The organism is Pirellulales bacterium (assembly GCA_019694455.1).
Lineage (GTDB): Bacteria > Planctomycetota > Planctomycetia > Pirellulales > JAEUIK01 > JAIBBY01.
In genome coordinates, this window is the sequence record JAIBBY010000001.1 from 126,842 (window position 1) to 150,123 (window position 23,282).

A 23,282-nucleotide genomic window follows, 5' to 3' on the forward strand; every position below is an offset into this window, starting at 1 on the left:
CTGCCGCCGCGACCCCCTACAAAGCTGGGGTCTGGGGGAATCGCAATTGGGACATGAGCCATGTCGCTTGGCGCACGCTTTACGCGAGCCATCGCTGGACTGATGACCGCAGTCGTGTTGACTGCCGCCCCGGCCTCTTCGTTGGCCTTCGTCGACTGCGGAGGCTGCTGTCAAAAGGGAAGCAGGCAGCGACCTGCTGGCGATACGCCGGTCGCATCTTGCTGCCGCCACAAGCTGATGGCGACACATCCCGCGGCGACGAAAACTGGCGGTTGCTGCGCCAAGCGTCGCCAGGCCACCAATCATAGTACGACGAACGTGGCGAGCGAGTGCAACTGCCGTCACGGGGCCGACGCCTTGGCGGTGCTGCCGGCAGACGTGCAGGAAAGTAAAACAGGCATTCAAAAGCTGCTCGTCGCAGTGCGCGAGTCGCCCGCGATCGAGATGTGCGCTGCGTTGCGTTTCTCCACTCAGGAAGCGCCGTCCGAAATCGCATTGCGTCCCAACGAGCGCTCGGCGCAGATTTTGTTTTGCAACTGGCGCCCTTAGCGGCTCGACTCGCGTCTGCGCGTCGGGCCGGATCGCATATTTGTGCGGCAGCGCTCTCAAGGCGGGAGCCGCCGCAAGCCACGATCAAGGCTTCGGCCGCATCGCGCCTGCGCGCGTTTTTTTGAAGCTATTGATTACATCCAAAGTTCTTCTCACTTAAGAAGGAAATCACGATGAAGACCAAACTGCTCACGGCCGCAGCATGTGGCCTGACCTTGGCGCTGGCTGGCGTGTTGACCGCCGCCGAGAAGGAGTTTCACGCGACTTGCCCGGTATCGGGCGCGCCGGCCAAGGAAGCCAACTCGGTGGACTTTCTGGGCAAGAAGGTGTACTTCTGCTGCCAGAACTGCCCCAAGAAGTACACGGCCAATCCGGACAAGTTCGCGCTGAAGGCCAAACAGCAACTGGCCGCCACCGGTCAGATTACGCAGGTCGCTTGCCCGATCAGCGGCAAACCGGCCAAGGCCGATCAGTCGTTGGATGTGGGGGGCGTGGATGTTCACTTCTGCTGCGGCAACTGCAAGGCCAAGGCGGAAGGCGCCGACAATGTGCTGGCCGCGATCTTTGGCGACTTGGAGAAGGCGTTCACGCTGCAGACCACCTGCCCGGTGAGCGGCAAGGCGATCAAGGCCGACCAGATGGTGGAGCATGACGGCAAGAAGGTGTATTTCTGCTGCGATGGCTGCCCGTCCGCGTTCGAGAAGGATCCGAGCAAGTTCTTGTCGAAGTTGCCGCAGTTCAACGTGCCGGCCAAATGAGGTTGGCGCCAGGAACGATTGATTGAGCCGAGAGGCGCTCCGCGAGGGGCGCCTCTTTTTTTTGGGGGCCTTCCCGGGGCTGGCCATGATGGGCTTTCAACAAGGCGCGGCGGATATATTATTGTTGGATCAGCGCATGACGCCCTAACTCCAGATCCGGTCACAACATGGATTCAAGAAGCGATTGCGGTGATTCCCTGGCGATCGACTGCAACACTCTTCGCGTCACACCGCGCTATGTGGTATTGCCGCCCGAGCGCCGTCGCGCCGTGTATTGTGCCGCTCTGGCAATCGCAGTTAGCAGTGTTCTCATTTCAGGATGTGGACGACTGTTCAGCGCTGAGGATTCGAAACTGCGCGCAACAGAAGTAGAATTAGAGTCGCTGCTAATCAGGGGATGTGCAACGTCCAATCCGGTCGAAAGCTATTATACGAGCGCTTTGCGTCCCGCTTTGGATGTCGTTCGCAAGGCGTCTCGCGACTCGGATTTTGAGCGCCCTTTTCCGGTCGCTTCTTATATGACGCCGAGTGATCGCGTGGAAAAAGGCTCGTTACTCTTCGTGGTAGCATGGCTGGAATCAGGAGACACCGTTGCACGTGTGGTTATTGAGAATGAGAATCGCGACATCCTGGTTAATGAGAAGATCGCTGTTGCGTCATTTCTTCCGGATGTAATTTCGAAGTGCTTGTACGCTCATGTGCGGCTAGATGCCGAGTCTTCAACGGAGAAGGCTGGTTTTCAGAAGAGCCTGAACAGAAACGTTTTGTTCCTTTCGAGAGACGAAATCGACCGAGCCGGCGGCGAACTCATGGTGTCTCTTGTCACGAAGACGGGTTATCGAACGAAGCCAATCAAGATCTTTGTTGATAACACTGTTCCGCCCGCGCCCCCAATGGCCCACGACCCGGGTGGTTGAGCGCTTGGGGATAGAACGCCGTCCCGGGGCTGGCACCCTCGGGCTATTGAACGCGCCCCCGTTGGGGGTGGGGAATGTGAATGAATGTTGGTCTTTGATCATTCGCGTTCATGTGGCGCCAGGCGATGGTTGATGTCGCGACCACATCGTGGATGCGGTACATTTCGGCATGGAAAACAATGCCGCATCGAAACGAGTTGTGATCGCCGGGGGGAGTGGGTTTCTGGGTGTGTCGCTCGCCCGGCATTTGAGTGACGCAGGCGCATCGGTCGTGATCCTTTCGCGGAATCGGCCGGCAGTGACCGGACCGTGGAGGCATGCGACGTGGGACGCGCGCACGCTGGGCGACTGGCGCGGTGAGTTGGACGGCGCCGATGGACTGGTGAATCTGGTCGGCCGCAGCGTGGACTGCGTCAAGACGCCCGAACATCAGGACGAGATTCTCCGTTCGCGCGTCGAGGCGACTGGCGCGCTGGGGCAGGCGATGCGCGCCATCGATTCGCCGCCGCCGGTCTGGGTGCAGATGAGCACCGCGCACATTTATGGCGATCCACCGAGCCTGATCTGCACGGAAGATTCGACCTTCGGCTGCGGGTTTGCGCCGATGGTGGGCAAGGCGTGGGAAGAAGCGTTTGACCAGGCCGCGCTGCCATCGCAGCGCAAGGTGATTTTGCGGACGAGTTTTGTCATTGGGCGCGATCGGGGCGCGGGAGGGGGCGCCTTGGCGCGGCTCAAGTGGCTCGCGCGGTTTGGATTGGGGGGCAAAGTCGGTAGCGGCGCTCAAGGGATGAGCTGGATTCATGAGCTGGACATGAATCGCCTGTTTGAGCGCGGACTGTACGATTCGACCATGCAAGGCGCTTACATTGCGACGGCGCCCCAGCCGGTGGCGCAGGTCGAGTTCATGCGCGCGCTGCGCCAAGTGATGAACATGCCGATTGGATTGCCCGCCTTTGCGTGGATGGTGCGACTCGGCGCGCCGCTGGTGCTGCGCACCGACTCCGAGTTGGCGCTGTACGGTCGCTACGTGGTATCGAAGCGGCTGGCGGCGGAAGGTTTTGAGTTTCGCTTTGGCGAGTTAAGGGACGCGCTGGATGATCTGTGCGGGGAGGGCGAGAAGGCGGGTTCTCGGGGCTGATGTGCTCCCGGGGCCTCGCGTTCCTTAACGCCCTGGGCTATTGAACGCGGCCCGTTGGGGGCGAGAAGGAATTGAACCAACGCTTGACGGGCAGCGGCGTCGGCTGTATTTTACCACTCGGTTATTTAACTAATTGGTTATACCCCAATGACGATGGATTCGCTCAGCACGACGTTCGCGGCTTTGGCCGACCCGACCCGCCGCGCCATTCTGTCGCGGTTAGCTCGGGGAGAGGCCTCGGTGACCGAATTGGCGAAGCCGTTCGATATGAGCCTGCCCGGCATCTCTAAGCATCTGAAGGTGCTGGAGCGATCGGGGTTGATCGCGCGCGGCCGCGACGCGCAGTGGCGCCCCTGTCGGCTGGAGGCCAAGCGTCTTCAGGAGGCCGCGCGTTGGGTGGAGTCGTTCCGCCGCCATTGGGACGAAACCCTAGATCGTCTCGATGAATACTTGCAAGAAACTCAAGCCAAGGAGAAATCTCGTGCCCACAGAAAAAAGCAAAACCGCAGTATCGGATGACCGCGAGGTGTTGATTACGCGGGTGTTCGACGCGCCGCTCGAGGTTGTCTTTCGGGCCTGGACCGAACGCGAAGCGCTGTTGCGGTGGTACGCGCCGCGGGGCTGCACGATCACGTTTCGCGCGATTGATGTGCGCGAAGGGGGGGAGTTCCATTCGTGCATTCGCACTCCGGATGGTCATGAGTGCTGGTGCAAGGGGGAGTATCGAGAGATTGTGGCGCCGGAGCGGATCGTTTACAGCATGACGGTGGCCGACGCGGCTGGGAACCAAGTCGAGCCGACGGCGGTTGGCATGGACGCCGATTGGCCACGCGAAACGGAAGTGACGGTGACATTCGAGCCGGTGGGAGAGAAAACCCGACTGACGCTGCGGCAGACGGTGTCGGAATCGTTGGCGAAGCGAACGGGCGCCCATCCAAGCTGGATCGACATGTTGGATCGGCTGGCAGAGGTGGTGTGAGGGGAGTGGTAAGGTCGGGGTTTCGTGTTCCTCTTGGGAAAACGCCCTGGACTATTGAGCGCGCCCCCGTTGGGGGCGAAGGAGCAGGAAAGCAGAATAAGCGCGCCGATCGCTGCCGCGGGTGACGTGCCGGGCAAATAGATTTGGTGCGCTTCTGTTAGGGGGCGGGGAGGGCGTTGATGATTTAGGCGGCTACTGCACAAATCGCGGGCAGAAGACAATCTCGATGCGCGATCTCGAAGCTTGGCGATTTATTTGTCGCGGCGGCATCTTGCGATCTGGCAGACACTTGCACGAATTGGTCGCGTAGTTACTTACCAATTGTGGCGCATCATTTGCTTTGACTTCTAATTAGGCTTCGGTGGGTTTTGGCGGACCACGGAGTTGCAAGCCGCGCACAAGTTAGCGGCTTCATCACCTTTGGTTTGTCAGGCACTCGATGGCTAGTGTTCTGTCGATAGAAGCGCCGCGCGCCGAGCGGAACTTTCATTCCGCCACTGGGCCGATGCTGCTGGAGCAGTTGCTGGAACAACAACAGCAGCTTACAGCGGTCGATAAATTCACGCAGCGGCACGAAGCGGTGACCGCGCCGCTACAGGCGCGTCACTATCGCGATCTGATTCCGCTTTCCAAGCCGGCCGCGGGCGAGCAGTACGCGTTTGAAGTCGATCTCGACGCTTGCTCGGGCTGCAAAGCGTGCGTGGTGGCCTGCCACAACCTGAATGGCCTGGAAGAAGTCGAGTTGTGGCGGTCGGTGGGGCTGTTGCAAGGAGGCAGCAGCAGTCTGCCGGTTTTACAGCATGTCACGACGGCATGTCACCACTGTCTTGAGCCGCCGTGCCTGGAAGGCTGCCCGGTGTTGGCCTATGAGAAGGACCCGATCACCGGCATCGTGCGGCACTTGGATGACCAGTGCATTGGTTGCCAGTACTGTATCTTGAAGTGTCCGTACGACGTGCCGAAGTACAGTCGCGCGAAAGGCATTGTGCGCAAGTGCGACATGTGCGCCGATCGGCTGTCGGCGGGCGAGGCGCCCGCCTGTGTGCAGGCGTGTCCCAGCCGAGCGATCCGCATCACGGTTGTCGAGAAACAGCAGGTCGCGGAGAACGCGGAGGCGAATCTGTTTCTGCCCGGAGCGCCTGAGCCGCGTTGGACGCTACCAACGACGCACTATAAGACGCGCAAGACGCTGCCGGCCAATTTGTTGCCGGCTGATTTCTTCGTGGCGGCGCGGCAGCATGCGCACTGGCCGCTGGTGCTGATGCTGGTGTTGACGCAGATGTCGGTGGGGGCGTTCCTGATTGATCAGGTCTTGCGCGATTTGGACCTGGCGACCGGATCGGCGCCAGCGCCGCAAGCGCGGGCGGTTCACCTGGCGACCGCGTTCGCGCTTGGCATGCTGGGACTTGTCAGCTCAATATTTCACTTGGGGCGACCTTGGCTCGCATACCGCGCGATACTGGGTTGGCGGCGCAGTTGGTTGAGCCGCGAGGTGTTGGCTTTTGGCGCCTTCGCGTTGGCGGCGTCGGTGTACGCGGCGACCCCATGGCTGGAGAGCGCTGGGACGACAGTGGCCGCCGATTGGGAACATGTGTTGGGGGGCGTGGTGGCGCTCACCGGACTGGCGGGGGTGGCCTGCTCCACGATGATCTACGCCAGCACGCGGCGGGCGCTGTGGAACCCGGTTTACACGGGATGCAAGTTCTTGCTCACGGCCGCGCTGCTGGGGACGCCGGTGGCGCTGCTTGTTCGCCTGGCCGCCAGCGCATGGACCGCCGACGCGCGCGATGCGTCGGTCGCGCTGGCGCACTTGCGGCTGGCGCTTTGGATCTTGCTGGCCTGCGCGGCGATCAAGCTGGTGATGGAAGCCGCGATCTTTTGCTGGCTACGGGCGCGGACGCTTACCCCGCTACGACGCACGGCGATCTTGATGACGGGTGACCTGGCACGGGCCACGGCGATTCGATTCGCATGCGGCGCCGTGGGAGGACTGGCGCTGCCTGCCGCGCTGTTGATTTTTGTTGTGCGCCACGGTGACGCGTCATCGCTTGCCGTGGCGCTGGCGATGGCGTTGGTGCTCGCCTTGAACTTTGTCGGCGAGATGCTGGAGCGCTACCTCTTCTTCGCGGCCGTGGTCGCGCCCAAGATGCCAGGAGCGCCCTCGGTATGAAGACGCTTGCGAAACGCGCGCTGTCGCAGCCGGCTTGGAATCACCTATTGCGCCAGCCAACCGGGCCATTCACTGCGGAGTTGTCGCGGCGGCCGGGAGGATTTGGCCTGGGCCAGGTGCCCGCTGGCAACGTGCCCGACGCCACTGCCGCCATGACTTGTGGTTACTGCTCCACGGGATGCTCGCTCACGGTTCACCTGCGCGATGGCGACGCGATTGGTTTGTCGCCGACCACGGATTATCCGGTGAACCTGGGAATGGCCTGCCCCAAAGGTTGGGAGGCGCTGTCCGCGCTCAAAGCCGCCGATCGCGCGACCACACCGCTATTGCGCGACGCAAGTGGTCGGCTGCGACCGGTGGATTGGGGCGCGGCGCTGGCGGCATTTTGCCAGCAGATGAAGGGGATTCAGCGGCGCTACGGAAACGAGTCGGTGGCCTTTCTCAGCACCGGACAGATCGCCACAGAAGAAATGGCGTACCTCGGCGCGCTCGCCAAATTCGGCATGGGCATGATTCATGGCGATGGCAACACGCGGCAGTGCATGGCGACCGCGGTGACGGCGTACAAGCAGGCATTTGGTTTCGACGCGCCACCGTACACCTACGACGACCTGGAGCAATCCGACGTCATTGTGTTGGTCGGATCAAACTTGTGCATCGCGCATCCGATCTTGTGGCAGCGGATCTGCCGTAACCCGCAGCATCCTGAAATTGTCGTGGTCGATCCGCGGAAGACCGAGACGGCGATGGCGGCCACGCTGCACCTGCCGCTACGACCCAAGTCGGACTTGGCACTGTTCTACGGGCTGGCGCACCTGTTGATTCGCGAAGGCTGGATCGACGACGACTATATCGCGGCGCATACGTCCGGCTTTGAGGCGTTTCGAGAGCATGTTGCCGCATTCACGCCAGAGCGGGTGACGGCGGCGACGGGCATCGACGCACCGGCGCTATCGCGCGTCGCGCGGATGATTCACTACGGCCGGCGCGTCTCGTTCTGGTGGACGATGGGGGTCAATCAGAGCTACGAGGGAACGCGAACCGCGCAGAGCCTGATCAATCTGGCGCTAATCACCGGCAACATGGGCCGACCCGGCACGGGAGCGAATTCGATCACCGGGCAGTGCAACGCCATGGGGTCGCGCCTGTTCAGCAACACCACTAGCCTGTTGGGAGGGCGCGATTTCCAAAATCCGGCACACCGCGCCGAGGTGGCCAGCATCTTGCATATCGACGCCCAGCGCATCCCCGACCGCCCCAGTTGGGCCTACGACCAGATCGTCGAAGGCATTTTGCAAGACAAGATCAAAGGCTTGTGGGTCATTGCCACCAATCCGGCCCACTCCTGGATTAACCAGCACATGCTTCGCGACGTGCTTTCGCGGCTCGACTTTCTGGTGGTGCAGGACATGTACGCGTCGACCGAGACCGCGCAACTGGCCAACCTGGTCTTGCCGGCGGCGGGTTGGGGGGAAAAGGAAGGCACCTTCATCAACTCCGAACGGCGGATCGGACTAATCAAGCAGGTGGCGCGCGCACCGGGCGCGGCGCTGGCCGACTTTTCGATTTTTCGATTGATCGCCGACGCCTGGGGATGCGGCGATCTGCTCAAGCGGTGGACGGCGCCCGAGGCGGTCTTTCATTCGCTCAAGGAGCTTTCGCGCGGGCGGCCGTGCGACTTCAGTGGCATCGCCGGCTATCAGACACTGGACGAACGCGGCGGCATCCAGTGGCCTTGCGCGGTGGGGACAGTCAATCCCGCAACTGAGCGACGCTTGTTCGAGGATGGAAAGTACTTTCATTCCGACGGCAAGGCACGACTGCTCTTTGATGATCCCGCGCCGCTGCCCGAGGCGCCCAACAAGCGCTATCCGCTGCTTTTGATGACGGGGCGCGGCGCCGTATCGCAATGGCACACTGGCACGCGCACCACCAAGAGCGCGGTGTTGCGCAAGCTGCATCCGGCCGAGATCTACATCGAGATCAACCCGGAGGACGCGCGGCGCCTTGGCGTGCGACCCGAGCAGCGCGTGGTGGTCGAGTCGCAACGCGGCTCACTGGTGGCCAAAGCGATGCTCACCTACACGGTGCAGCCGGGGCAGGTGTTTATGGCCATGCACTATGAAGCGACCAACCAATTGACGCTAGCGCACTTCGACCCACACTCGCGACAGCCCTCTTACAAGAACTGCGCGGTGCGGATTCGCGCCGCGCCACATGACGCAAGCGAAACATGATCCGCATCGACAAGGCAACATCCTTCCTCCTCATGGCGCTATTCCGATGATCCATCGAGCCAACAAACAGAAGACCATTGTTGTGATCGGCAACGGCATGGTCGGCCATCGCTTCTGCGAGAAGCTGGTCGAGTTCGACACCACGCGGGAACACCGGATTGTGACCTTCTGCGAAGAGCCACGAGCCGCGTACGACCGCGTGGGACTCACGTCGTTCTTCGCGCACCGCGATCCCGAAAAGCTGATGCTGGCGCGGCGCGAATGGTATCGCGAACAGGGGATTGAGCTACATGTTGGCGACCGAGCCGCCAAGATTGATCGTAAGAAGAAGATTGTGCGATCGGATCGCGGGATCGATGTGCGCTACGACAAGATCATATTGGCCACCGGTTCGTATCCGTTTGTGCCGCCGGCGCCGGGAATCCAAAACCGCGGCGTGTTCGTCTATCGCACTATCGAAGACTTGCAGCAGATCATCGCGTACGCCCGTAATGCCCGGCGCGCCGCGGTGATTGGCGGGGGGCTCTTGGGGCTGGAGGCCGCGAAGGCGACCTTTGACCTGGGACTAGAAACGCATGTCATTGAGTTCGCGCCGCGGCTGATGCCGCGCCAGATCGACGACGCGGGTTCGAAGATCTTGGTGCAAAAGATTGAAGACCTGGGGGTGAAGGTGCATCTCAACAAGGGAACCAAGGAGGTGCTCGGCAAAGGGGAGGTCACCGGCATCGTGTTCAACGACGGCCAAACGCTGGATGTGGAGATGATTGTTGTCTCGGCGGGGATCCGGCCGCGCGACGAACTGGCCAAGCAATGCGGGCTGACACTGGGTGAGCGCGGCGGCGTGCTGGTCAACGAGCGGCTAGAAACTTCGGACCCCGACATCCTGGCCATTGGCGAGGTGGCCTTGTGCGGCGGCATGACGTATGGGCTGGTGGCGCCGGGCTACACCATGGCGGAAATCGCCGCCGCGAATTTGACGGGTGACGACCGCACTTTTGCCGGGGCCGATATGTCGACCAAGTTGAAGTTGATGGGCATCGACGTGGCCAGCTTCGGCGATTACGAGGCCAAGCCGGAGCAGGCCCAACCGTTGTGCTTTGACGATCCCTTCAGCGGCGTTTACAAGAAGCTGCTGTTCACACGCGACGGCAAACGGCTTTTGGGGGGCATACTGGTCGGCGACGCGTCGGACTACTCGCAATTGTTGATGCTATCCAAGAGCGCGAACGATCTGCCGTGCGCGCCGGGTGAGTTGATCATCGGCAGCAAGGGACCGGCCGCCACGCCGGCGATGTCGGCAGAGACGCAGGTGTGCTCTTGCAACAACGTCACACACGGCGCGATTTGCGCCGCGATCAAGGACCAGGGACTGACCACGCTGGAAGAGGTGAAACGCTGCACGCGCGCCGGAGCGGGTTGCGGTGGCTGCGCCCCGTTGGTCGCCACGATCCTCAACTCCCAATTGCAGGCCGCGGGCAAGCAAGTCAGCAACCACCTGTGCGAGCACTTCGCCTACTCGAGGCAGGAGCTGTTTCAGATCATCAAGATCAAGTCGCTCCGCACGTTTGATGAACTGCTCGCCAGTCATGGCGCCGGTCAGGGCTGCGAGATCTGCAAGCCGGCCGTGGCGTCGATTCTGGCCAGCTTGTGGAACGACAACATACTCGATCGGCCCCATCAGACATTGCAGGACACGAACGACCGGTTTTTGGCCAACATGCAACGTGGCGGATTGTACTCGGTGGTGCCGCGCGTGCCGGGAGGTGAAATCACGCCGAATCAGCTCATCGCGCTGGGCGAGATCGCCAAGAAATACGGCCTGTACACCAAGATCACAGGCGGACAGCGGGTCGACCTGTTTGGCGCGCAGGTGCAGCAACTGCCGGACATTTGGGAAGAGGTGATCGCCGCCGGGATGGAGAGCGGGCACGCCTACGGCAAGGCGCTGCGCACTGTGAAGAGTTGCGTGGGCTCGACGTGGTGCCGTTACGGAGTGCAGGACTCGGTGGGACTGGCGATTCGCGTTGAACAGCGCTATCGCGGCATCCGCGCGCCGCACAAGATCAAGGGGGCCGTAAGCGGCTGCGTTCGTGAGTGCGCCGAGGCGCAATCGAAGGACTTTGGACTGATTGCTACAGAGAACGGCTACAACCTGTATGTCTGCGGCAATGGGGGCGCCAAACCGCGACACGGGGATCTATTGGCCACCGATCTCGATGAGGGGACGGCGCTCAAATATCTCGACCGCTTCTTGATGTACTACATCGAAACCGCCGACCGCCTGACGCGCACTAGCGTGTGGCTGGAGGGCCTGGAAGGGGGTATCGAGCATTTGCGCGATGTCATCGTGCGCGACAAGCTTGGCATCTGCGACGAATTGGAGCGGCGAGCGCAACACCTGGTCGACACCTATCAATGCGAGTGGACGGCCGTGGTCAACGACCCCGAGCGCCGCAAGCAGTTTGCTCAATTCGTCAATAGTGACGAGACGGAAACAGGGATCGAAATCATCACCGAGCGCGAGCAACACCGGCCAGCCGACTGGCCCAAGGAGGGAGCGCTGGTGCAACTGCAACCGCTACTGGAGAAGCACGCGCCGCGCAGCAACGGCAAGCCACGCCCGCGAGAAGACGCGACGCCGCGATGGATTCCGCTTGGTCGCGTAGCTGATTTTCCTCAGGAAGGAGGAGCAGCGGTAAAGTATGGCCGGGTGCAGATCGCCATTTTTCACTTTGCCAGCCGCAACCAGTGGTATGCGAGCCAGAATATGTGTCCGCACAAGCGGGCCTTTGTGCTGTCGCGGGGGATCATCGGCAGCCAGGGGGAAACGCCGAAAGTGGCGTGCCCGCTGCATAAGAAGACCTTTTCGCTGGCAACGGGGGAATGCCTGACGGGCGAGGATTACTCCGTGAAAGTATTTCCGGTAAAGGTGGTGGCGGACGAGGTGCTGGTGCTATTGCCGCCAGAAGATCAGCTCAATGCGCTACTGGCGACCGACTTGCATTGCGTGACCTCGTTCCAAACTGAAGTCGTCAGCGCTGCGGTCGCGCTCGCACCGGCTGAGGAATTGGTGGCGACGTAGGGGCAGAACAGCTCGCGCGCCCAGTAGTCTTGCGTAGCCATCAGAACTCGGTCCTCGCGCCGGTTGGTTATATTGGCGTCAAGCGGAGGACTGTGATGACGGCCAGCGGACTACGACGACTTGCGGCGATGAGGGCTTTGTTTGCAATTGCAGGCGCGTGCCTCTTCTGTCTGGCAGCGGCGCATGCGATGGCGCAACCGCCCGAAGGGGAGCGGACCAGCGCCGGGGTGTTTCCGATCGCCGCGTCGAAGAAGGGGTTGCAGGTGGAGATGGTCGACGACGCGCTGGCGCTGGGGATCAAGCATGCGGCGCTCAACGTCAACCTGGCGCAGTTGATTCTGCCAGAAGCCGAAGACGCCGCTGGAGAATTGACCTGGCAGCTTCAAGGAAAAGAGTTCGCCTTTGACAAGGGACAGGTCGAGGCGCTGGATCAACGCGTCAAGGCGCTGTCTGATCATGGCGTAGTGGTCTATTTGATTCTGCTGGTTTACGAATCGCCGCGCGCCGAGGTGAATCGCCTGCTGTTGCACCCGCGATACGATCGCGCGGCGCCTAATCACCTGGGGGCGTTCAACACCGAAACGGAGGAGGGGCGATTGTGGCTGCGCGCCACGATCGAGTTTTTGAGCCAGCGCTGGTCGCGGCCCGATCAGCAGTTTGGCCGGGCAGCAGGGTTCATCGTCGGCAACGAAGTGAACTCGCATTGGTGGTGGAGCAACATGGGGCGAGTGACAATGCAGGAGTTCGCCAACGACTACCTGCGCGCCTTGCGGCTGATTCACGGCGCGGTGCGACGACATGCGCCCTGGGCGCGGGTTTATGTTTCGCTCGATCACCATTGGGGCATTCGCTTTCCGGCGGGGGACGAGACTCAATGCTTCGCCGGCAAGGAGTTTATCGACTACCTGGCGCGGACGGCGCGGAGTGAGAGCGAGGGCGATTTTGACTGGCATCTGGCGTATCACCCGTACCCCGAAAATTTGTTTGAACCGCGATATTGGAATGACCACAGCGCGCTGCAGACGCCCGATACGCCGCGCATCACCTTCAAGAACTTGGAGGTGCTCACCCAGTATCTGAAGCGCGAGGAACTGCTGTTCCAGGGCAAACCACGACGAGTGATCCTGAGCGAACAGGGGTTTCACACGCCCGACGGACCCGACGGGGAAGCCATTCAGGCGGCCGCCTACTGCGCCGCGTATCGCAAGGTGGCGGCATTGGATGGCGTGGACGCATTCATCCTGCATCGGCATGTCGATCATCCGCACGAAGGGGGATTGCGGCTCGGGTTGCGCCGATTCCTGCCGGGCGAGGCGGAACCACGGCCAACAAAGTTGATTTACGAATGCTTTCGCCGAGCGGACGGCCTCGATTGGGAGGCCGCTTTTCAGTTCGCATTGCCGATCATCGGCATCGACAAATGGGAGAAGATCGTCCAGTAGTGGCGCGACTTGCCTCAGCAAATAGCCGCGCAAATGTTCGCCAAATTTGGGGAAACCGGCAACAATATTCGGCAGAGAGCTTGGGCCGGCCATTTGCGTCAGGGGAGGATTCCCATGTCGCTTACCACTATGCTACCCCAGGCGGCGCCGAAGAAGCCGCAAGCGCTCGCCAATCGAGTCGACTCGCTGCCACAGCCGACGCCGCGTGCGCCACCGATCAAACTGGTGGAACTGTGCTACACGCTGGTGCATGCCGCCGAGGCGGTTGGCATTGTGGACTTGGCAGACGGCGAGTTTCTCCCCGGCGAGCAAACGCTGGAGACGGGCATCGAGCGTCAGCTCAACTATCTGCTCGACGAGGTCGGCTGTTGTCGGCCGGGCTTTCGCCTGTTGGAAATTGGCTGCGGTTACGGCCATCTGCTGAAACTGGCGGCGGAACGCGGCGCGCGGGCCGTGGGGGTGAACATTTCGCCAGAGCAGGTGCACTACTGCCGCGACTGCCGGCTGAAAGCGTATTGCTGCAACTACCGCGACCTGCTGGAAGCCGATGCCCGGCACGGTCAGTTCGATGGGGTGATCGCCAATGGCTCGCTGGAACATTGGGTGCAGCCCGAGGATGTGCAGGCGGGGCGGATGGATTCGATTTACCACGAATCGTTTGAAATCGTGAACAGGCTGCTCGATCCCAGCGCCCCGGCCGCGCGGTATGTGACGACGGCGATTCACGTGAAGCGCGAAGTGCGGCCGGAGTATTTGTTGACGCCGTGGCGCCAGCTTCCGCGCGGAAGTGATCGCCGCCATTTCAGTCTCCTGCACCATTGGATGGGGGGCTACTACCCAGTTGACGGGCAACTGGCGACGTGCGCACAGCCCTATTTTTCGTTGATTGCGGAAGTCGACGGCACCTCCGGATACAAAGCGGCCAATGACATCCGCATGAGGCGAATGCTGCGCGGTCTGTACACCAATCCCAAGTTGGTGTGGCGGATTGGGCGAGCGCTGGCGCGTTATCCGCGGGTGACGCGAACGATGATTCAGAGCTACTTCGTCGAGCGTAGTTGGGATTGGCAGTTTCAGGGCGACGATCCGCCCATGAAATTGTTGCGGCACACCTGGCAACGCAATGGGCTACAGGCTGCGTAACCGCGGCGGCGGTTAGAAGATCAACTGAGCGCGCAGGCCGACCACGAGAGCGGTATCGATCGATTCGATCGCCGGCGTGATTACTTGCAGGTCGGGGGTGAGTCGCATAGCGGGCGTGACCTGCACGTTGTAGAAGCACTCGATTCCCTGTCCATCGCCGATCGTGCCGAATTGCGATGCAAAGACCGGACTGAGCCGATTGCTGGTGGCGGCGTAGTACCACCCGACGCCGAAGGTGTCGGCTGGGCGTGTCGCCAGCGGGCTGTTGCCGCCGACACCAAAGCTGAGGAACCAGGCCAGTGGGCTGGTGTTGTCGTCAGCGATACCCGCGCGAGCGAAGGCGCCCCAACCGTGCAGCGGCTTCTCGGAATCGACGACCAGGTATTGATCGCAGTTCCAGAACAGACTCCACGAGCCACGAGTCTTGGGGATCACGATGTTGGGATAGTCGACATAGACATCGCTGAGTGAGGCATAGGTGCGGTTGTTCCAGGTGCCGCCGATGAGTTGATGCCCGGGTAGATCGAAGAAGCGGGTCGGCGTTCGCACGAACGCGGACAAGAGCGCGCCATCATTGAATAGCTCCTTGAAGCCACTGGTACCGCTGGTGTCGATCGAATTGAGAACGGTGAAGCCGAGCGTCTGTTCGGACTCGCCCAAGATCACAAATCCTGCGCCGAGCGTCGAGTAAGGGACGGTGGTGGCTGCGATGGGATTGAAGGTGAAGGCGATATTGGAGAACTGCGTCTTGCCGCGGCCATGCGCAAAGGCGTTCATGTCTCCGTCGAGGGTGTCCATTTTGCCCGCGAAGACGGCGAAGTTCTCGCTCAAGGCCTGCGTGAACAGCACGTTGGTGAGGTAGAGGCGTTCGCTATTGGGGACCGGCAGGTTGGCGACGATGGTGGGTGAGAAGAAGGCGCCAACATCGTCGATGATGGTTTCGCCATAGCGGTGTTCGGCGCGAAGCTTGACAGAGAAGCCCTTTTGGCCCCACAGCTTGCCGCCGTCCATCAGCATGATGTAATCGCCGTGACCGGCGAAATCGAAGTCTTGTTGGCGACCGCCGGCGGTATTGCCAAAGTAGAAGTTGGTGCTATCGGCCAAGATCGAAACGCCATCCTGTTCCAGGCGGCTGCGCAGGCCAAGCCAATCGCCGGTCAATCTCGGAGTGGGCGCCGCCGCAGCCTGCTGCGCGGCCACCCGCTCGGGGAACATGACGAGCGAAAGCAGTAGCGCTGCAACCTGGCATATGGCATGCGACGGAGGTCGCGCTACGATACGGACGGCTGTGAGGCTTGGGCGCATCGGTCGCAAGTGAAGCGGTTTTTGCTTGGAATGCAGACTGGCGAAAATCTGCGCTGTAATCGGATTGTCGGCATTGAGCGTCGCGCGCCGTTGGTCATTTCTCGAACCAGTGAGGGCCGCGGCGATTGACCTTGCCGGCCAGGCAAACCTTGCGGGCGAGCGTGTTGTGCTACAATTGCGGGCAGTTCGAACTTCACACCCATTGGAACACCGACACCATGACCGTTGCCGCCTCGAAAGTCCGCACTGTCTGCACCGAAACGGAAGCCGCCTTGGTGCGTGCAAGCCGCAAGCCCGAGCTGGAACAGTTGAGCCACGCCAAAGTGCGACAGTTGGCGGCGCGCGCCAAGAAGCTGAGCGACAAGTGGCAAGACGTGGAGCGTGGCCAATCGCGGACGCGTAGCCGGCAGACGGGCACGGGGGTCCGCGACACGAACTCGGCGCTGAAGGCGGAGATTTTTCGAGACGCTTTGGCCGCGTTTCAAGGGCGCTTGGCCAAGCTCGATGCCGCGGGGAGCAAGCCGGCCAAGGCAGCAGCGCCCGCCAAGTCCAAGCGCAGCGCCGAGCACCGCGCGACGCGTGCGGCGGTTCGACAAGACCTGTCAGACACCAAGAGCGAACTCAAAGCCAAGCAGCGCGCCAAGCAAGCGAAGCAAAAGCCCAAGCCCGCCGTGGCGCAGCCCAAAGTGGTCGCCGAGACCAAACCGGCCCGCAAGCGCTGATCGCGCTCGCCGGTTGGCCTGAGCGGCGCCACCGTCAACGATCGCCAGACTTGCCAAGCGCGGCGGTACTATCGTGCGGCTCGACCTGGGGAAACTTTGGCGACATCCGAAGCGCTCCTTGGTCGCCGGGGGTGTTCGCGCAACAGGAGGCTCCGCTTAGATCAGGCAACAATTTCAACGGCGCCGGTGCTCAATTCATAGACGCCGCCGGCAACCTGAAGCTCTCCCTTGTCGACCATCTTCGACAAGATCGGATCCAAACCCTTCACGCGGGCCACACAGCGCTGCACGTTGGCCTTGATCACGTTATCGAGCTTGTCGCCCGGCTGGCCCTTGGCCGCGACCACCGCCGGCTTGACGAGCTCGACCAATCCGCCAATTGAGCCCGGCAGCGCGTCGGTCGATTCGATGTGCTGGATGGCTGCCGCCACCGCACCGCATTTGCTGTGGCCGAGCACCATGATGAAGCGAACACCGAGTTCGGCTACGGCGAACTCGATGCTCCCCTTGACCAAGGGCCCCGAACCGCTGAAGACATTGCCGGCAATGCGAACCACAAACAGATCGCCCACGTCCTGATCGAAGACCAACTCGGGCGAGACGCGCGAGTCGGCGCAGCCAATGATTGCCGCAAATGGCGCCTGGCCGGCGGCGTCGGTGGCAAAGTCGGCTGGGGAGCGACCGGTTCGCCGCGACTGGCCACTGACGAAACGCTTGTTGCCTTCCATCAAACGGCCGAGGGCCAATTTGGGATCGATCTTCGCGTCAGGGGCATTGTCGTTTTGAGCGCGCGAGAGCGAAGTAGTGGTGGCGATGGTTAGTCCCGCGCCCGCGGCGCCGGTCCAGCGGAGAAAATCGCGGCGATTGGAATGCGATGGCGAAGTCATGATGTTGGCGCCTCCATGGTGATTTTATTCGCGGCGTGGCGAGAATTTTGATTCCACCCCTGACCGCGATGCGACGTCGTGCAGCACTTTGCGGTCGGCTTCTCGGGCAATTCGCGTATAAGGTAGCTGTTCGCCTGCCTGAACCATAGTGGCTTTGGTGTGGTTTGGCGCAATTACGCAGGCGGTCCCACCCTAATGGATGGGAAGTCATTTCGGGCTGATTGCGTCGGCGAGACGTGGAACGGCAGCCGCATTCAGAGCATCTCGGCCGGCGGTGTGGGGGGCCATGGGGGGGTCCAGATGGAAAACAGCGGGCGGGCGTAACCCAAGCGTCGCCGGGGAGTGGGCCGCGCATAATTCTGAAGATTTTTCTGATCCGCTGTCGATTTGTAGGCATCTCGCACGACCAGTATGTAGAACCGGACTTTGCCGGCGAATACAACCTGATGAATGACCCCTCTGAAAGCGAGCCAACGATGCGATTCATCGTGTTTGTCAAAGCAAACCAAGACAGCGAAGCCGGCGTGATGCCGAGCGAGCAGTTGCTGACCGAGATGGGCAAATTCAACGAAGAACTAGTGAACGCCGGGGTGATGCTGGCGGGGGAGGGGCTACATCCCAGCTCCAAGGGGGTACGGGTCCAATTTTCGGGCACATCGCGCACGGTGATCGATGGCCCCTTCGCGGAGACCAAGGAGCTAGTAGCCGGCTTCTGGATCTGGGAGACCAAGTCGCTGGCCGAAGCGATTGAGTGGGCGAAGCGCTGCCCAAACCCCACGGGGGAGGAGTCGGTGCTGGAGATCCGGCAGGTGTATACGGCAGAGGATTTTGGCGCTGAATTCACGCCGGAATTGCAAGAACAGGAATCGCGGCTGCGGGATCTGATCGAGTCACAATTGAAGAAATAGGCGCTACGCCTCTGCACTAACTCACGCATTCCATATCTCTCGAGCTAAAACATGTTAATTAAGATCGCAATTGCCTTGGTCGTGATCGTGGCCCTGTTACTGGTGGCGCTATTGATTGCGGCGGCCATGAAGCCCGACAGGTTGCATGTGCGGCGCGAGGCTACGATTGGGGCCCCGCCCGAGAGGATATTTCCGCTCATCAACGACTTTCGTCGCTGGACCGAGTGGTCGCCGTATGAGAAGCGCGATCCCGCGCTCAAGCGGACCTATAGCGGGGCCGAGTGCGGCAAAGGGGCGGTGTACGAGTGGTCTGGCAATTCTCAGGTTGGTCAGGGTCGCATGGAGATGATCGAAGTGGCGGAACCCAATCGGGTGAGAATCCGCCTCGACTTCATCAAGCCGATGACGTCGAGCAACACCGCGGAATTCACCCTGGCGCCGCAGGGCAACTCCACGCGTATCGCCTGGGACATGCAAGGTCCAACCTCATTCATGATGAAGGTGAGCAGCGTGTTGATGAACCTCGACAAGATGATCGGCAGCGACTACGAGGTGGGTCTGGCCAATCTCAAAGCGATCGCGGAAAAGAAATAGGCAAGATTTCGATCCAAACAAACACCGTTCCATAGCGTAGGGAACCGAAGCATGAGCGCAGTGAGAGTGTTGGTGGGCACCCGCAAGGGCGCATTCATTTTGACGTCGGATGGCAAGCGCGAGCGGTGGGAGGTAAGCGGTCCCCACTTCGCGGGCTGGGAGATCTATCACCTGAAAGGTTCCCCCGTCGACACCAACCGCATCTACGCCTCGCAGTCGAGCGGCTGGTTTGGGCAGATGATTCAGCGCTCCAGCGACGGCGGCAAGACCTGGGAGACCGTCGGCAACGAGTTTCTATACGACGGGCCCACCGGCACGCATCAATGGTACGACGGCACCCAACATCCTTGGGAGTTCAAGCGCGTGTGGCATCTGGAGCCGTCGCTCACCGATCCGGACGCCGTTTACGCCGGCGCCGAAGACGCCGCCTTGTTCCAAACCACCGACGGTGGCCAATCGTGGCGCGAGTTGCCGGGCCTGCGCAATCACAAGTCGGGACCACTTTGGCAGCCTGGCGCGGGGGGCATGTGCCTGCACACCATCGTGCTCGACCCCAGCGATGCAAAACGAATCTACATCGCCATTTCCGCCGCTGGCGCCTTCCGCACCGATGATGGCGGCCAATCGTGGCGCCCGATCAATCGCGGCCTCAAGTCCGAAGGCATTCCCGACCCTAACGCCGAGGTAGGCCACTGCGTGCATCGCATCGCCATGCATCCATCGCGTCCGGGCGTTCTGTTTATGCAAAAGCACTGGGACGTCATGCGCAGCGATAATGCCGGCGACGACTGGCAGGAGGTCAGCGGCAACTTGCCTACCGATTTTGGCTTTGCCATCGATGTGCATGCCCATGAGCCGGAGACCATCTACGTGGTGCCGATCAAGAGCGACGCCGAGCATTTTCCGATTGATGGGCAGCTTCGCGTCTATCGCAGCCGCACCGGCGGCAACGACTGGGAGGCGCTCACCAAGGGATTGCCTCAACGCGACTGCTACGTGAACGTGCTGCGCGACGCGATGGCGGTCGATTCGCTCGATGAGTGCGGCGTGTATTTTGGCACCACGGGCGGTCAGGTGTACGCATCGAACAACAGCGGCGATAGCTGGCAGCCGATCGTACGCGACCTGCCCGCGGTCGTCTCGGTCGAGGTGCAAACGCTGCCATGATCCGCGTGGTCTTGCCGTACCATTTGCGGTTGATCGCGGAGGCGCAAGGCGAGTTGCGCCTTGAGGTGGATGATCCGCCGACGTTGCGCAGCGTGCTCGACGCGCTGGAGTCTAAATATCCCAAGTTGCGCGGGACGATTCGCGATCATGGCACGCTGCGGCGGCGGCCGTTTGTGCGTTTCTTCGCGTGCGAGCGCGATCTATCGCACGATGCGCCCGAGCTGCCGTTGCCAGAGCCGATCGCCAGCGGCTCCGAGCCGCTGTTGATTGTCGGGGCCATGGCCGGCGGATGAAGCGACGCCGGACGACCTCCGGGAAACAGACGTGAATCGTTTGCCAAGTCGATCACCAAACAAGTTGGCGGGCGACTGGAACGGGGCAGGGTGCTTGGGGCGCGGCTACTTGGCTTCCAAGAACTGTTTTAGCACCAGCGCGCCGTTGTGCTGCTCGTCGCGAGCGGCATAGATGAAAGTGACCACGCGACCGCGGATCATGCGCCGCAGTTCGGCGACAGCCTCGGTGTTGTCGCGCAGTTCTCGCTTGTAGCGTGTTTGAAATCCCGCCCAGCGCTGGAAGTCGTGCCCGAACCATTTGCGCAGCTCTGGGCTGGGGGCGATCTGTTTGCACCACGACGACAATTGCGCCTTCTCTTTGCTGAGGCCGCGCGGCCAGAGTCGCTCGACCAGGATGCGCAGGCCGTCCTTTCGCGATGGCTCTTCATAGGCGCGCTTGAGCTGGATTGTGGTCGGCATTGCCACCCTTATAGCATGCTGGGTGTGGGATTCTGATCCACGGAATCAGCGTCGTCGTCGGTGAGCGGCTGATTGGAATGACTCCAGCCGTTGTAGCTGGCCAGCGAGCTGCCTTGCTCGAACTTGCACACGCCCGCCTGCTCGGACAAGAGCGCCCAGCGGACATAGGCGCGCAGTTGCTGCTCGGAGCCAAAGGTCGCCACCAGCCGCCGTTCGACTCCCGGTTTGCTGCCGTAAAGGTAGTGCATCGCTTCAAGTCTCCTGGGTTTGCATGTTCCCGGACGCAACCCAACGCGTTCCGTGACAATGTGCATTGCTGTGACGCGCGGTGATATCACGCGCGCCGTTCGGCGATTTCGCGAATTTTCGTCAGCCAGTACCCCCAACCTTCGCCAACTCCATCGCGATGGTCCGGGGTGATGAGTCCGAGCGCAGTATGAACAAACTTGAGCCGCGTGTCTTTGCCGTCGGTGGTCAGGCGGTATTGCAAATGCGACACAGCGGCATACGACATGAACAGCGGCCCGCAGATTTCCAAGAGAGTCGGCGGTTTGATTACCTGAACGTGCCCCCAATTGTGGCCCGTCTGGTTGCCGAGGTCGCGATACCAACGACCGCCGGGCCAGGCTTCGAGACGCATCGGAAACGGCTCTCCGCCAGGCATTTCGCAATCTGGCCCCAGTTGCGCGAGAATTGACTCAAAGACAATCTCGGGCGGGGCGGTGATCTTGATCTCCTTGATGATTTCGAACGTGCTCATGGCGCTCTCGGCGGCGATTGTCGACATGATTAACTCCTGATCGCTAGTGGTTAGTTGCTATTTCGTTGGGCGCTGGCCAGCTTGACGCTCGGCGCGCTGGCGGATTCGACCGAGTTGATGGTCCCAAAAGCGCTCGTACGCTTTCACCCAATCATGCACCGGCTTCAGCCGATGGGCGTTGAGTTGATAGTGACGCTGCTGACCTTGTTTGCGGACGGACACCAGGTCCAGCTTGCGCAGCACGCTTAAGTGCTTGGAAACCGCAGGCTGCGGCAACTTGAGCACCGTGACAATGTCTCCTACAGCACACGATCCGCCTTTGGCGAGCAGATCGATAATCTGCCGACGCCGCGGTTCGGCGATTGCGCTAAAGACATCGGCATCGGCAGTGACTCGCGGCATACCACTAATATATTCCCGATTAGGAATATGTCAATGCCGTCGCAAGCGCATTTTTGTGATTGAGCACGGAACGCCGTGCGACGGGAGATTCGGTTCCGCGCGCCGGGCCGCGGCTATTTTTCCAGACGCCAACCGCTCTGGTCGGCGACGAGGGCGGTGTTGCCCTTGTACTGGTCGAAGAGCGCGTGCATCTCTTCGATGGTGTCGAAGTAGCCCACGATGTGCGCGGCGCTAAACGATTGGCCCGCCTTGATCGGTTTGCCGTATACCTCCTCGATCATGACGATGATGTTGCCCGGCCGCTGGCTGCACCAGGCCTCGTAGACGATGGACGGTTCGAGCGTGAGTCCGGCGAGCCAGGGCCCTTCCTTGCCTGTTTGTTTATCGCGCATGTGATAGGCGCGAATGAAGTGCTGGGGGACGTGATGGGTGTCGCGGCGATAGCCGAACTTCAGATCGGGCGGAAAAGGGGTGAAGAATTCGCTCGATGGAATCCGCAGCCCTTTGGGGCCGCTCAAGTAGCTGAGGTAGATCTCGCTGAAGGTGTCTCCTTGTTCGTGACGCACACAGCCGGGGGTGTCGTTGCGCAAGAACATTTCATCCGAGTCGTTGACGGTGTCGATGCGATCCATCAACAAGAAATATCGCTTGCCTTGCGGGAATACGACCAATTGCGTCCATTTGGAACCGGCATTGCGGCCGGGCGCGCCGTACTCGTAGTTGTAAGTCGTTTTGACGGCGACAAAGTCGGCGCCGCGAATAATCTCTGGCTGCACTGGCTTCATCCAAGGGCATAGCTGCGGCCCCTCGACCATCCGCTTGGGATGGCTGCTGCCGTGCGCGACATTGTTGAAGCCATAGCGGTCGGTTTCCTTGAGTTGATCGCGCCAAGCGGCGTCGCTGCCCGCCTCCATGAGCCAATCGACCACCATCAGGCCGTCGCCGATTTCTCGAAAGCCGGTGGCCTTGTCGACGAACGAGCCCTTTTCGATGCCGGTCATCCAATGCTTGGGGTCTTTCTTGGGGATGACCGCTTCGAGCTTATCGGTTTCGATCTTGATGGCGCGTTCGTCCTCGGTCGCCTTGGCCCAGGGCTTTTCGTCGGCGGCATGCGTCGTGCGGCCGGTCGCCGTGGCGCAGAGCGCCGCAATCGCCAACCAGCGCAAACTGGAACCCGATAATTCAATTCGCATGCGATTTCCTTTCTGAACTGCGCTCGACTTGCCGCGTACGCGGCGAGCGCGAAGCGGTCATTGGTTGCGTACACAAGTCGCTAACTCTGGCGAGTATCTTGATCGCTCGCAGCGCACGTGTCCAGAAACCGAGCACGGTGATGGAATCATTGACTGTCCATTGCTATTGAGCGCTGC

Annotated in this window: 23 protein-coding genes; 16 read left to right on the forward strand and 7 right to left on the reverse strand. The window is 61.2% G+C overall.

Features of this window, described 5'->3' with window-relative positions:
- Nucleotides 1-357: 357 nt before the first annotated feature.
- From K1X71_00485 to K1X71_00535, 11 genes are all read left to right on the forward strand, one after another.
- Nucleotides 358-549, forward strand: coding sequence for a hypothetical protein (locus K1X71_00485; protein ID MBX7071593.1), 192 nt, complete (start codon nt 358-360; stop codon nt 547-549).
- A gap of 173 nt (nt 550-722) precedes the next feature.
- Nucleotides 723-1,307 carry a YHS domain-containing protein gene (locus tag K1X71_00490; protein MBX7071594.1) on the forward strand — a complete coding sequence of 195 codons (585 nt, stop codon included), beginning with the start codon at nt 723-725 and terminating at the stop codon, nt 1,305-1,307.
- Nucleotides 1,308-1,474: 167 nt separating this feature from the next.
- Nucleotides 1,475-2,224, forward strand: coding sequence for a hypothetical protein (locus K1X71_00495; GenBank protein ID MBX7071595.1), 750 nt, complete (start codon nt 1,475-1,477; stop codon nt 2,222-2,224).
- A 169-nt stretch (nt 2,225-2,393) separates the two neighbouring features.
- Nucleotides 2,394-3,362, forward strand: a complete 969-nt coding sequence (locus K1X71_00500) for a TIGR01777 family oxidoreductase (GenBank protein ID MBX7071596.1) — start codon at nt 2,394-2,396, stop codon at nt 3,360-3,362.
- A gap of 147 nt (nt 3,363-3,509) precedes the next feature.
- Nucleotides 3,510-3,881, forward strand: a complete 372-nt coding sequence (locus K1X71_00505) for a metalloregulator ArsR/SmtB family transcription factor (protein MBX7071597.1) — start codon at nt 3,510-3,512, stop codon at nt 3,879-3,881.
- Entirely contained in the window at nt 3,805-4,341 is a 537-nt protein-coding gene (locus K1X71_00510) for an SRPBCC domain-containing protein (protein ID MBX7071598.1), read from the forward strand. The genes K1X71_00505 and K1X71_00510 overlap by 77 nt, the downstream gene beginning before the upstream one ends.
- A 439-nt stretch (nt 4,342-4,780) precedes the next feature.
- Entirely contained in the window at nt 4,781-6,511 is a 1,731-nt protein-coding gene (locus K1X71_00515) for a dimethyl sulfoxide reductase anchor subunit (GenBank protein MBX7071599.1), read from the forward strand.
- Nucleotides 6,508-8,748: a nitrate reductase gene (locus K1X71_00520; GenBank protein MBX7071600.1), complete on the forward strand. Its 2,241-nt coding sequence runs from the start codon at nt 6,508-6,510 to the stop codon at nt 8,746-8,748. Before K1X71_00515 ends, K1X71_00520 begins: the two co-directional genes overlap by 4 nt.
- 46 nt (nt 8,749-8,794) lie before the next feature.
- Nucleotides 8,795-11,830 carry a nitrite reductase large subunit NirB gene (nirB, locus tag K1X71_00525; protein ID MBX7071601.1) on the forward strand — a complete coding sequence of 1,012 codons (3,036 nt, stop codon included), beginning with the start codon at nt 8,795-8,797 and terminating at the stop codon, nt 11,828-11,830.
- A gap of 188 nt (nt 11,831-12,018) precedes the next feature.
- Nucleotides 12,019-13,272, forward strand: a complete 1,254-nt coding sequence (locus K1X71_00530) for a hypothetical protein (protein MBX7071602.1) — start codon at nt 12,019-12,021, stop codon at nt 13,270-13,272.
- A 114-nt stretch (nt 13,273-13,386) separates the two neighbouring features.
- Entirely contained in the window at nt 13,387-14,415 is a 1,029-nt protein-coding gene (locus K1X71_00535) for a class I SAM-dependent methyltransferase (GenBank protein ID MBX7071603.1), read from the forward strand.
- Nucleotides 14,416-14,427: 12 nt separating this feature from the next.
- Here the strand turns inward: K1X71_00535 and K1X71_00540 are convergent, their stop codons facing one another.
- On the reverse strand, nt 14,428-15,720 hold the full coding sequence (locus K1X71_00540; protein ID MBX7071604.1) for a carbohydrate porin: 1,293 nt from the start codon (nt 15,718-15,720) through the stop codon (nt 14,428-14,430).
- A gap of 218 nt (nt 15,721-15,938) precedes the next feature.
- Between K1X71_00540 and K1X71_00545 the strand changes: the two genes are divergently transcribed.
- Nucleotides 15,939-16,442, forward strand: coding sequence for a hypothetical protein (locus K1X71_00545; protein MBX7071605.1), 504 nt, complete (start codon nt 15,939-15,941; stop codon nt 16,440-16,442).
- A 161-nt stretch (nt 16,443-16,603) separates the two neighbouring features.
- Here the strand turns inward: K1X71_00545 and K1X71_00550 are convergent, their stop codons facing one another.
- Nucleotides 16,604-17,329 carry a twin-arginine translocation signal domain-containing protein gene (locus K1X71_00550; protein ID MBX7071606.1) on the reverse strand — a complete coding sequence of 242 codons (726 nt, stop codon included), beginning with the start codon at nt 17,327-17,329 and terminating at the stop codon, nt 16,604-16,606.
- Nucleotides 17,330-17,805: 476 nt separating this feature from the next.
- Here K1X71_00550 and K1X71_00555 point away from each other — a divergent pair, with 476 nt between their 5' ends.
- The 4 genes from K1X71_00555 to K1X71_00570 are packed head-to-tail and all read left to right on the forward strand — an operon-like array spanning nt 17,806 to nt 20,291.
- Nucleotides 17,806-18,237 carry a YciI family protein gene (locus tag K1X71_00555; protein ID MBX7071607.1) on the forward strand — a complete coding sequence of 144 codons (432 nt, stop codon included), beginning with the start codon at nt 17,806-17,808 and terminating at the stop codon, nt 18,235-18,237.
- 51 nt (nt 18,238-18,288) lie between these two features.
- Nucleotides 18,289-18,831, forward strand: coding sequence for an SRPBCC family protein (locus tag K1X71_00560; protein ID MBX7071608.1), 543 nt, complete (start codon nt 18,289-18,291; stop codon nt 18,829-18,831).
- A gap of 51 nt (nt 18,832-18,882) precedes the next feature.
- A complete protein-coding gene (locus K1X71_00565) occupies nt 18,883-19,998 on the forward strand; it encodes an exo-alpha-sialidase (GenBank protein MBX7071609.1) in 1,116 nt (371 codons plus the stop codon).
- Complete coding sequence (locus K1X71_00570) at nt 19,995-20,291, forward strand: MoaD/ThiS family protein (GenBank protein MBX7071610.1); 297 nt, start codon at nt 19,995-19,997, stop codon at nt 20,289-20,291. The genes K1X71_00565 and K1X71_00570 overlap by 4 nt, the downstream gene beginning before the upstream one ends.
- A 105-nt stretch (nt 20,292-20,396) precedes the next feature.
- Here K1X71_00570 and K1X71_00575 read toward each other — a convergent pair whose 3' ends face one another.
- From K1X71_00575 to K1X71_00595, 5 genes are all read right to left on the reverse strand, one after another.
- Nucleotides 20,397-20,750, reverse strand: a complete 354-nt coding sequence (locus K1X71_00575; GenBank protein MBX7071611.1) for a DUF488 domain-containing protein — start codon at nt 20,748-20,750, stop codon at nt 20,397-20,399.
- 8 nt (nt 20,751-20,758) lie between these two features.
- Nucleotides 20,759-20,998, reverse strand: a complete 240-nt coding sequence (locus K1X71_00580; protein MBX7071612.1) for a hypothetical protein — start codon at nt 20,996-20,998, stop codon at nt 20,759-20,761.
- A gap of 86 nt (nt 20,999-21,084) precedes the next feature.
- Entirely contained in the window at nt 21,085-21,537 is a 453-nt protein-coding gene (locus K1X71_00585) for an SRPBCC domain-containing protein (GenBank protein ID MBX7071613.1), read from the reverse strand.
- Nucleotides 21,538-21,567: 30 nt separating this feature from the next.
- On the reverse strand, nt 21,568-21,912 hold the full coding sequence (locus K1X71_00590; protein ID MBX7071614.1) for a metalloregulator ArsR/SmtB family transcription factor: 345 nt from the start codon (nt 21,910-21,912) through the stop codon (nt 21,568-21,570).
- A 113-nt stretch (nt 21,913-22,025) separates the two neighbouring features.
- Nucleotides 22,026-23,105: a hypothetical protein gene (locus tag K1X71_00595; GenBank protein MBX7071615.1), complete on the reverse strand. Its 1,080-nt coding sequence runs from the start codon at nt 23,103-23,105 to the stop codon at nt 22,026-22,028.
- Nucleotides 23,106-23,282 lie beyond the last annotated feature (177 nt).

Bases quoted from the DNA above. Each gene is read 5' to 3' on its own strand.
- K1X71_00490 (MBX7071594.1), top strand. From the start codon at position 723: ATGAAGACCAAACTGCTCACGGCCGCAGCATGTGGCCTGACCTTGGCG.
- K1X71_00495 (MBX7071595.1), top strand. From the start codon at position 1,475: ATGGATTCAAGAAGCGATTGCGGTGATTCCCTGGCGATCGACTGCAAC.
- K1X71_00500 (MBX7071596.1), top strand. From the start codon at position 2,394: ATGGAAAACAATGCCGCATCGAAACGAGTTGTGATCGCCGGGGGGAGT.
- K1X71_00505 (MBX7071597.1), top strand. From the start codon at position 3,510: ATGACGATGGATTCGCTCAGCACGACGTTCGCGGCTTTGGCCGACCCG.
- K1X71_00510 (MBX7071598.1), top strand. From the start codon at position 3,805: ATGAATACTTGCAAGAAACTCAAGCCAAGGAGAAATCTCGTGCCCACA.
- K1X71_00515 (MBX7071599.1), top strand. From the start codon at position 4,781: ATGGCTAGTGTTCTGTCGATAGAAGCGCCGCGCGCCGAGCGGAACTTT.
- K1X71_00520 (MBX7071600.1), top strand. From the start codon at position 6,508: ATGAAGACGCTTGCGAAACGCGCGCTGTCGCAGCCGGCTTGGAATCAC.
- nirB (MBX7071601.1), top strand. From the start codon at position 8,795: ATGATCCATCGAGCCAACAAACAGAAGACCATTGTTGTGATCGGCAAC.
- K1X71_00530 (MBX7071602.1), top strand. From the start codon at position 12,019: ATGGCGCAACCGCCCGAAGGGGAGCGGACCAGCGCCGGGGTGTTTCCG.
- K1X71_00535 (MBX7071603.1), top strand. From the start codon at position 13,387: ATGTCGCTTACCACTATGCTACCCCAGGCGGCGCCGAAGAAGCCGCAA.
- K1X71_00540 (MBX7071604.1), bottom strand. From the start codon at position 15,720: ATGCGCCCAAGCCTCACAGCCGTCCGTATCGTAGCGCGACCTCCGTCG.
- K1X71_00545 (MBX7071605.1), top strand. From the start codon at position 15,939: ATGACCGTTGCCGCCTCGAAAGTCCGCACTGTCTGCACCGAAACGGAA.
- K1X71_00550 (MBX7071606.1), bottom strand. From the start codon at position 17,329: ATGACTTCGCCATCGCATTCCAATCGCCGCGATTTTCTCCGCTGGACC.
- K1X71_00555 (MBX7071607.1), top strand. From the start codon at position 17,806: ATGCGATTCATCGTGTTTGTCAAAGCAAACCAAGACAGCGAAGCCGGC.
- K1X71_00560 (MBX7071608.1), top strand. From the start codon at position 18,289: ATGTTAATTAAGATCGCAATTGCCTTGGTCGTGATCGTGGCCCTGTTA.
- K1X71_00565 (MBX7071609.1), top strand. From the start codon at position 18,883: ATGAGCGCAGTGAGAGTGTTGGTGGGCACCCGCAAGGGCGCATTCATT.
- K1X71_00570 (MBX7071610.1), top strand. From the start codon at position 19,995: ATGATCCGCGTGGTCTTGCCGTACCATTTGCGGTTGATCGCGGAGGCG.
- K1X71_00575 (MBX7071611.1), bottom strand. From the start codon at position 20,750: ATGCCGACCACAATCCAGCTCAAGCGCGCCTATGAAGAGCCATCGCGA.
- K1X71_00580 (MBX7071612.1), bottom strand. From the start codon at position 20,998: ATGCACTACCTTTACGGCAGCAAACCGGGAGTCGAACGGCGGCTGGTG.
- K1X71_00585 (MBX7071613.1), bottom strand. From the start codon at position 21,537: ATGTCGACAATCGCCGCCGAGAGCGCCATGAGCACGTTCGAAATCATC.
- K1X71_00590 (MBX7071614.1), bottom strand. From the start codon at position 21,912: ATGCCGCGAGTCACTGCCGATGCCGATGTCTTTAGCGCAATCGCCGAA.
- K1X71_00595 (MBX7071615.1), bottom strand. From the start codon at position 23,105: ATGCGAATTGAATTATCGGGTTCCAGTTTGCGCTGGTTGGCGATTGCG.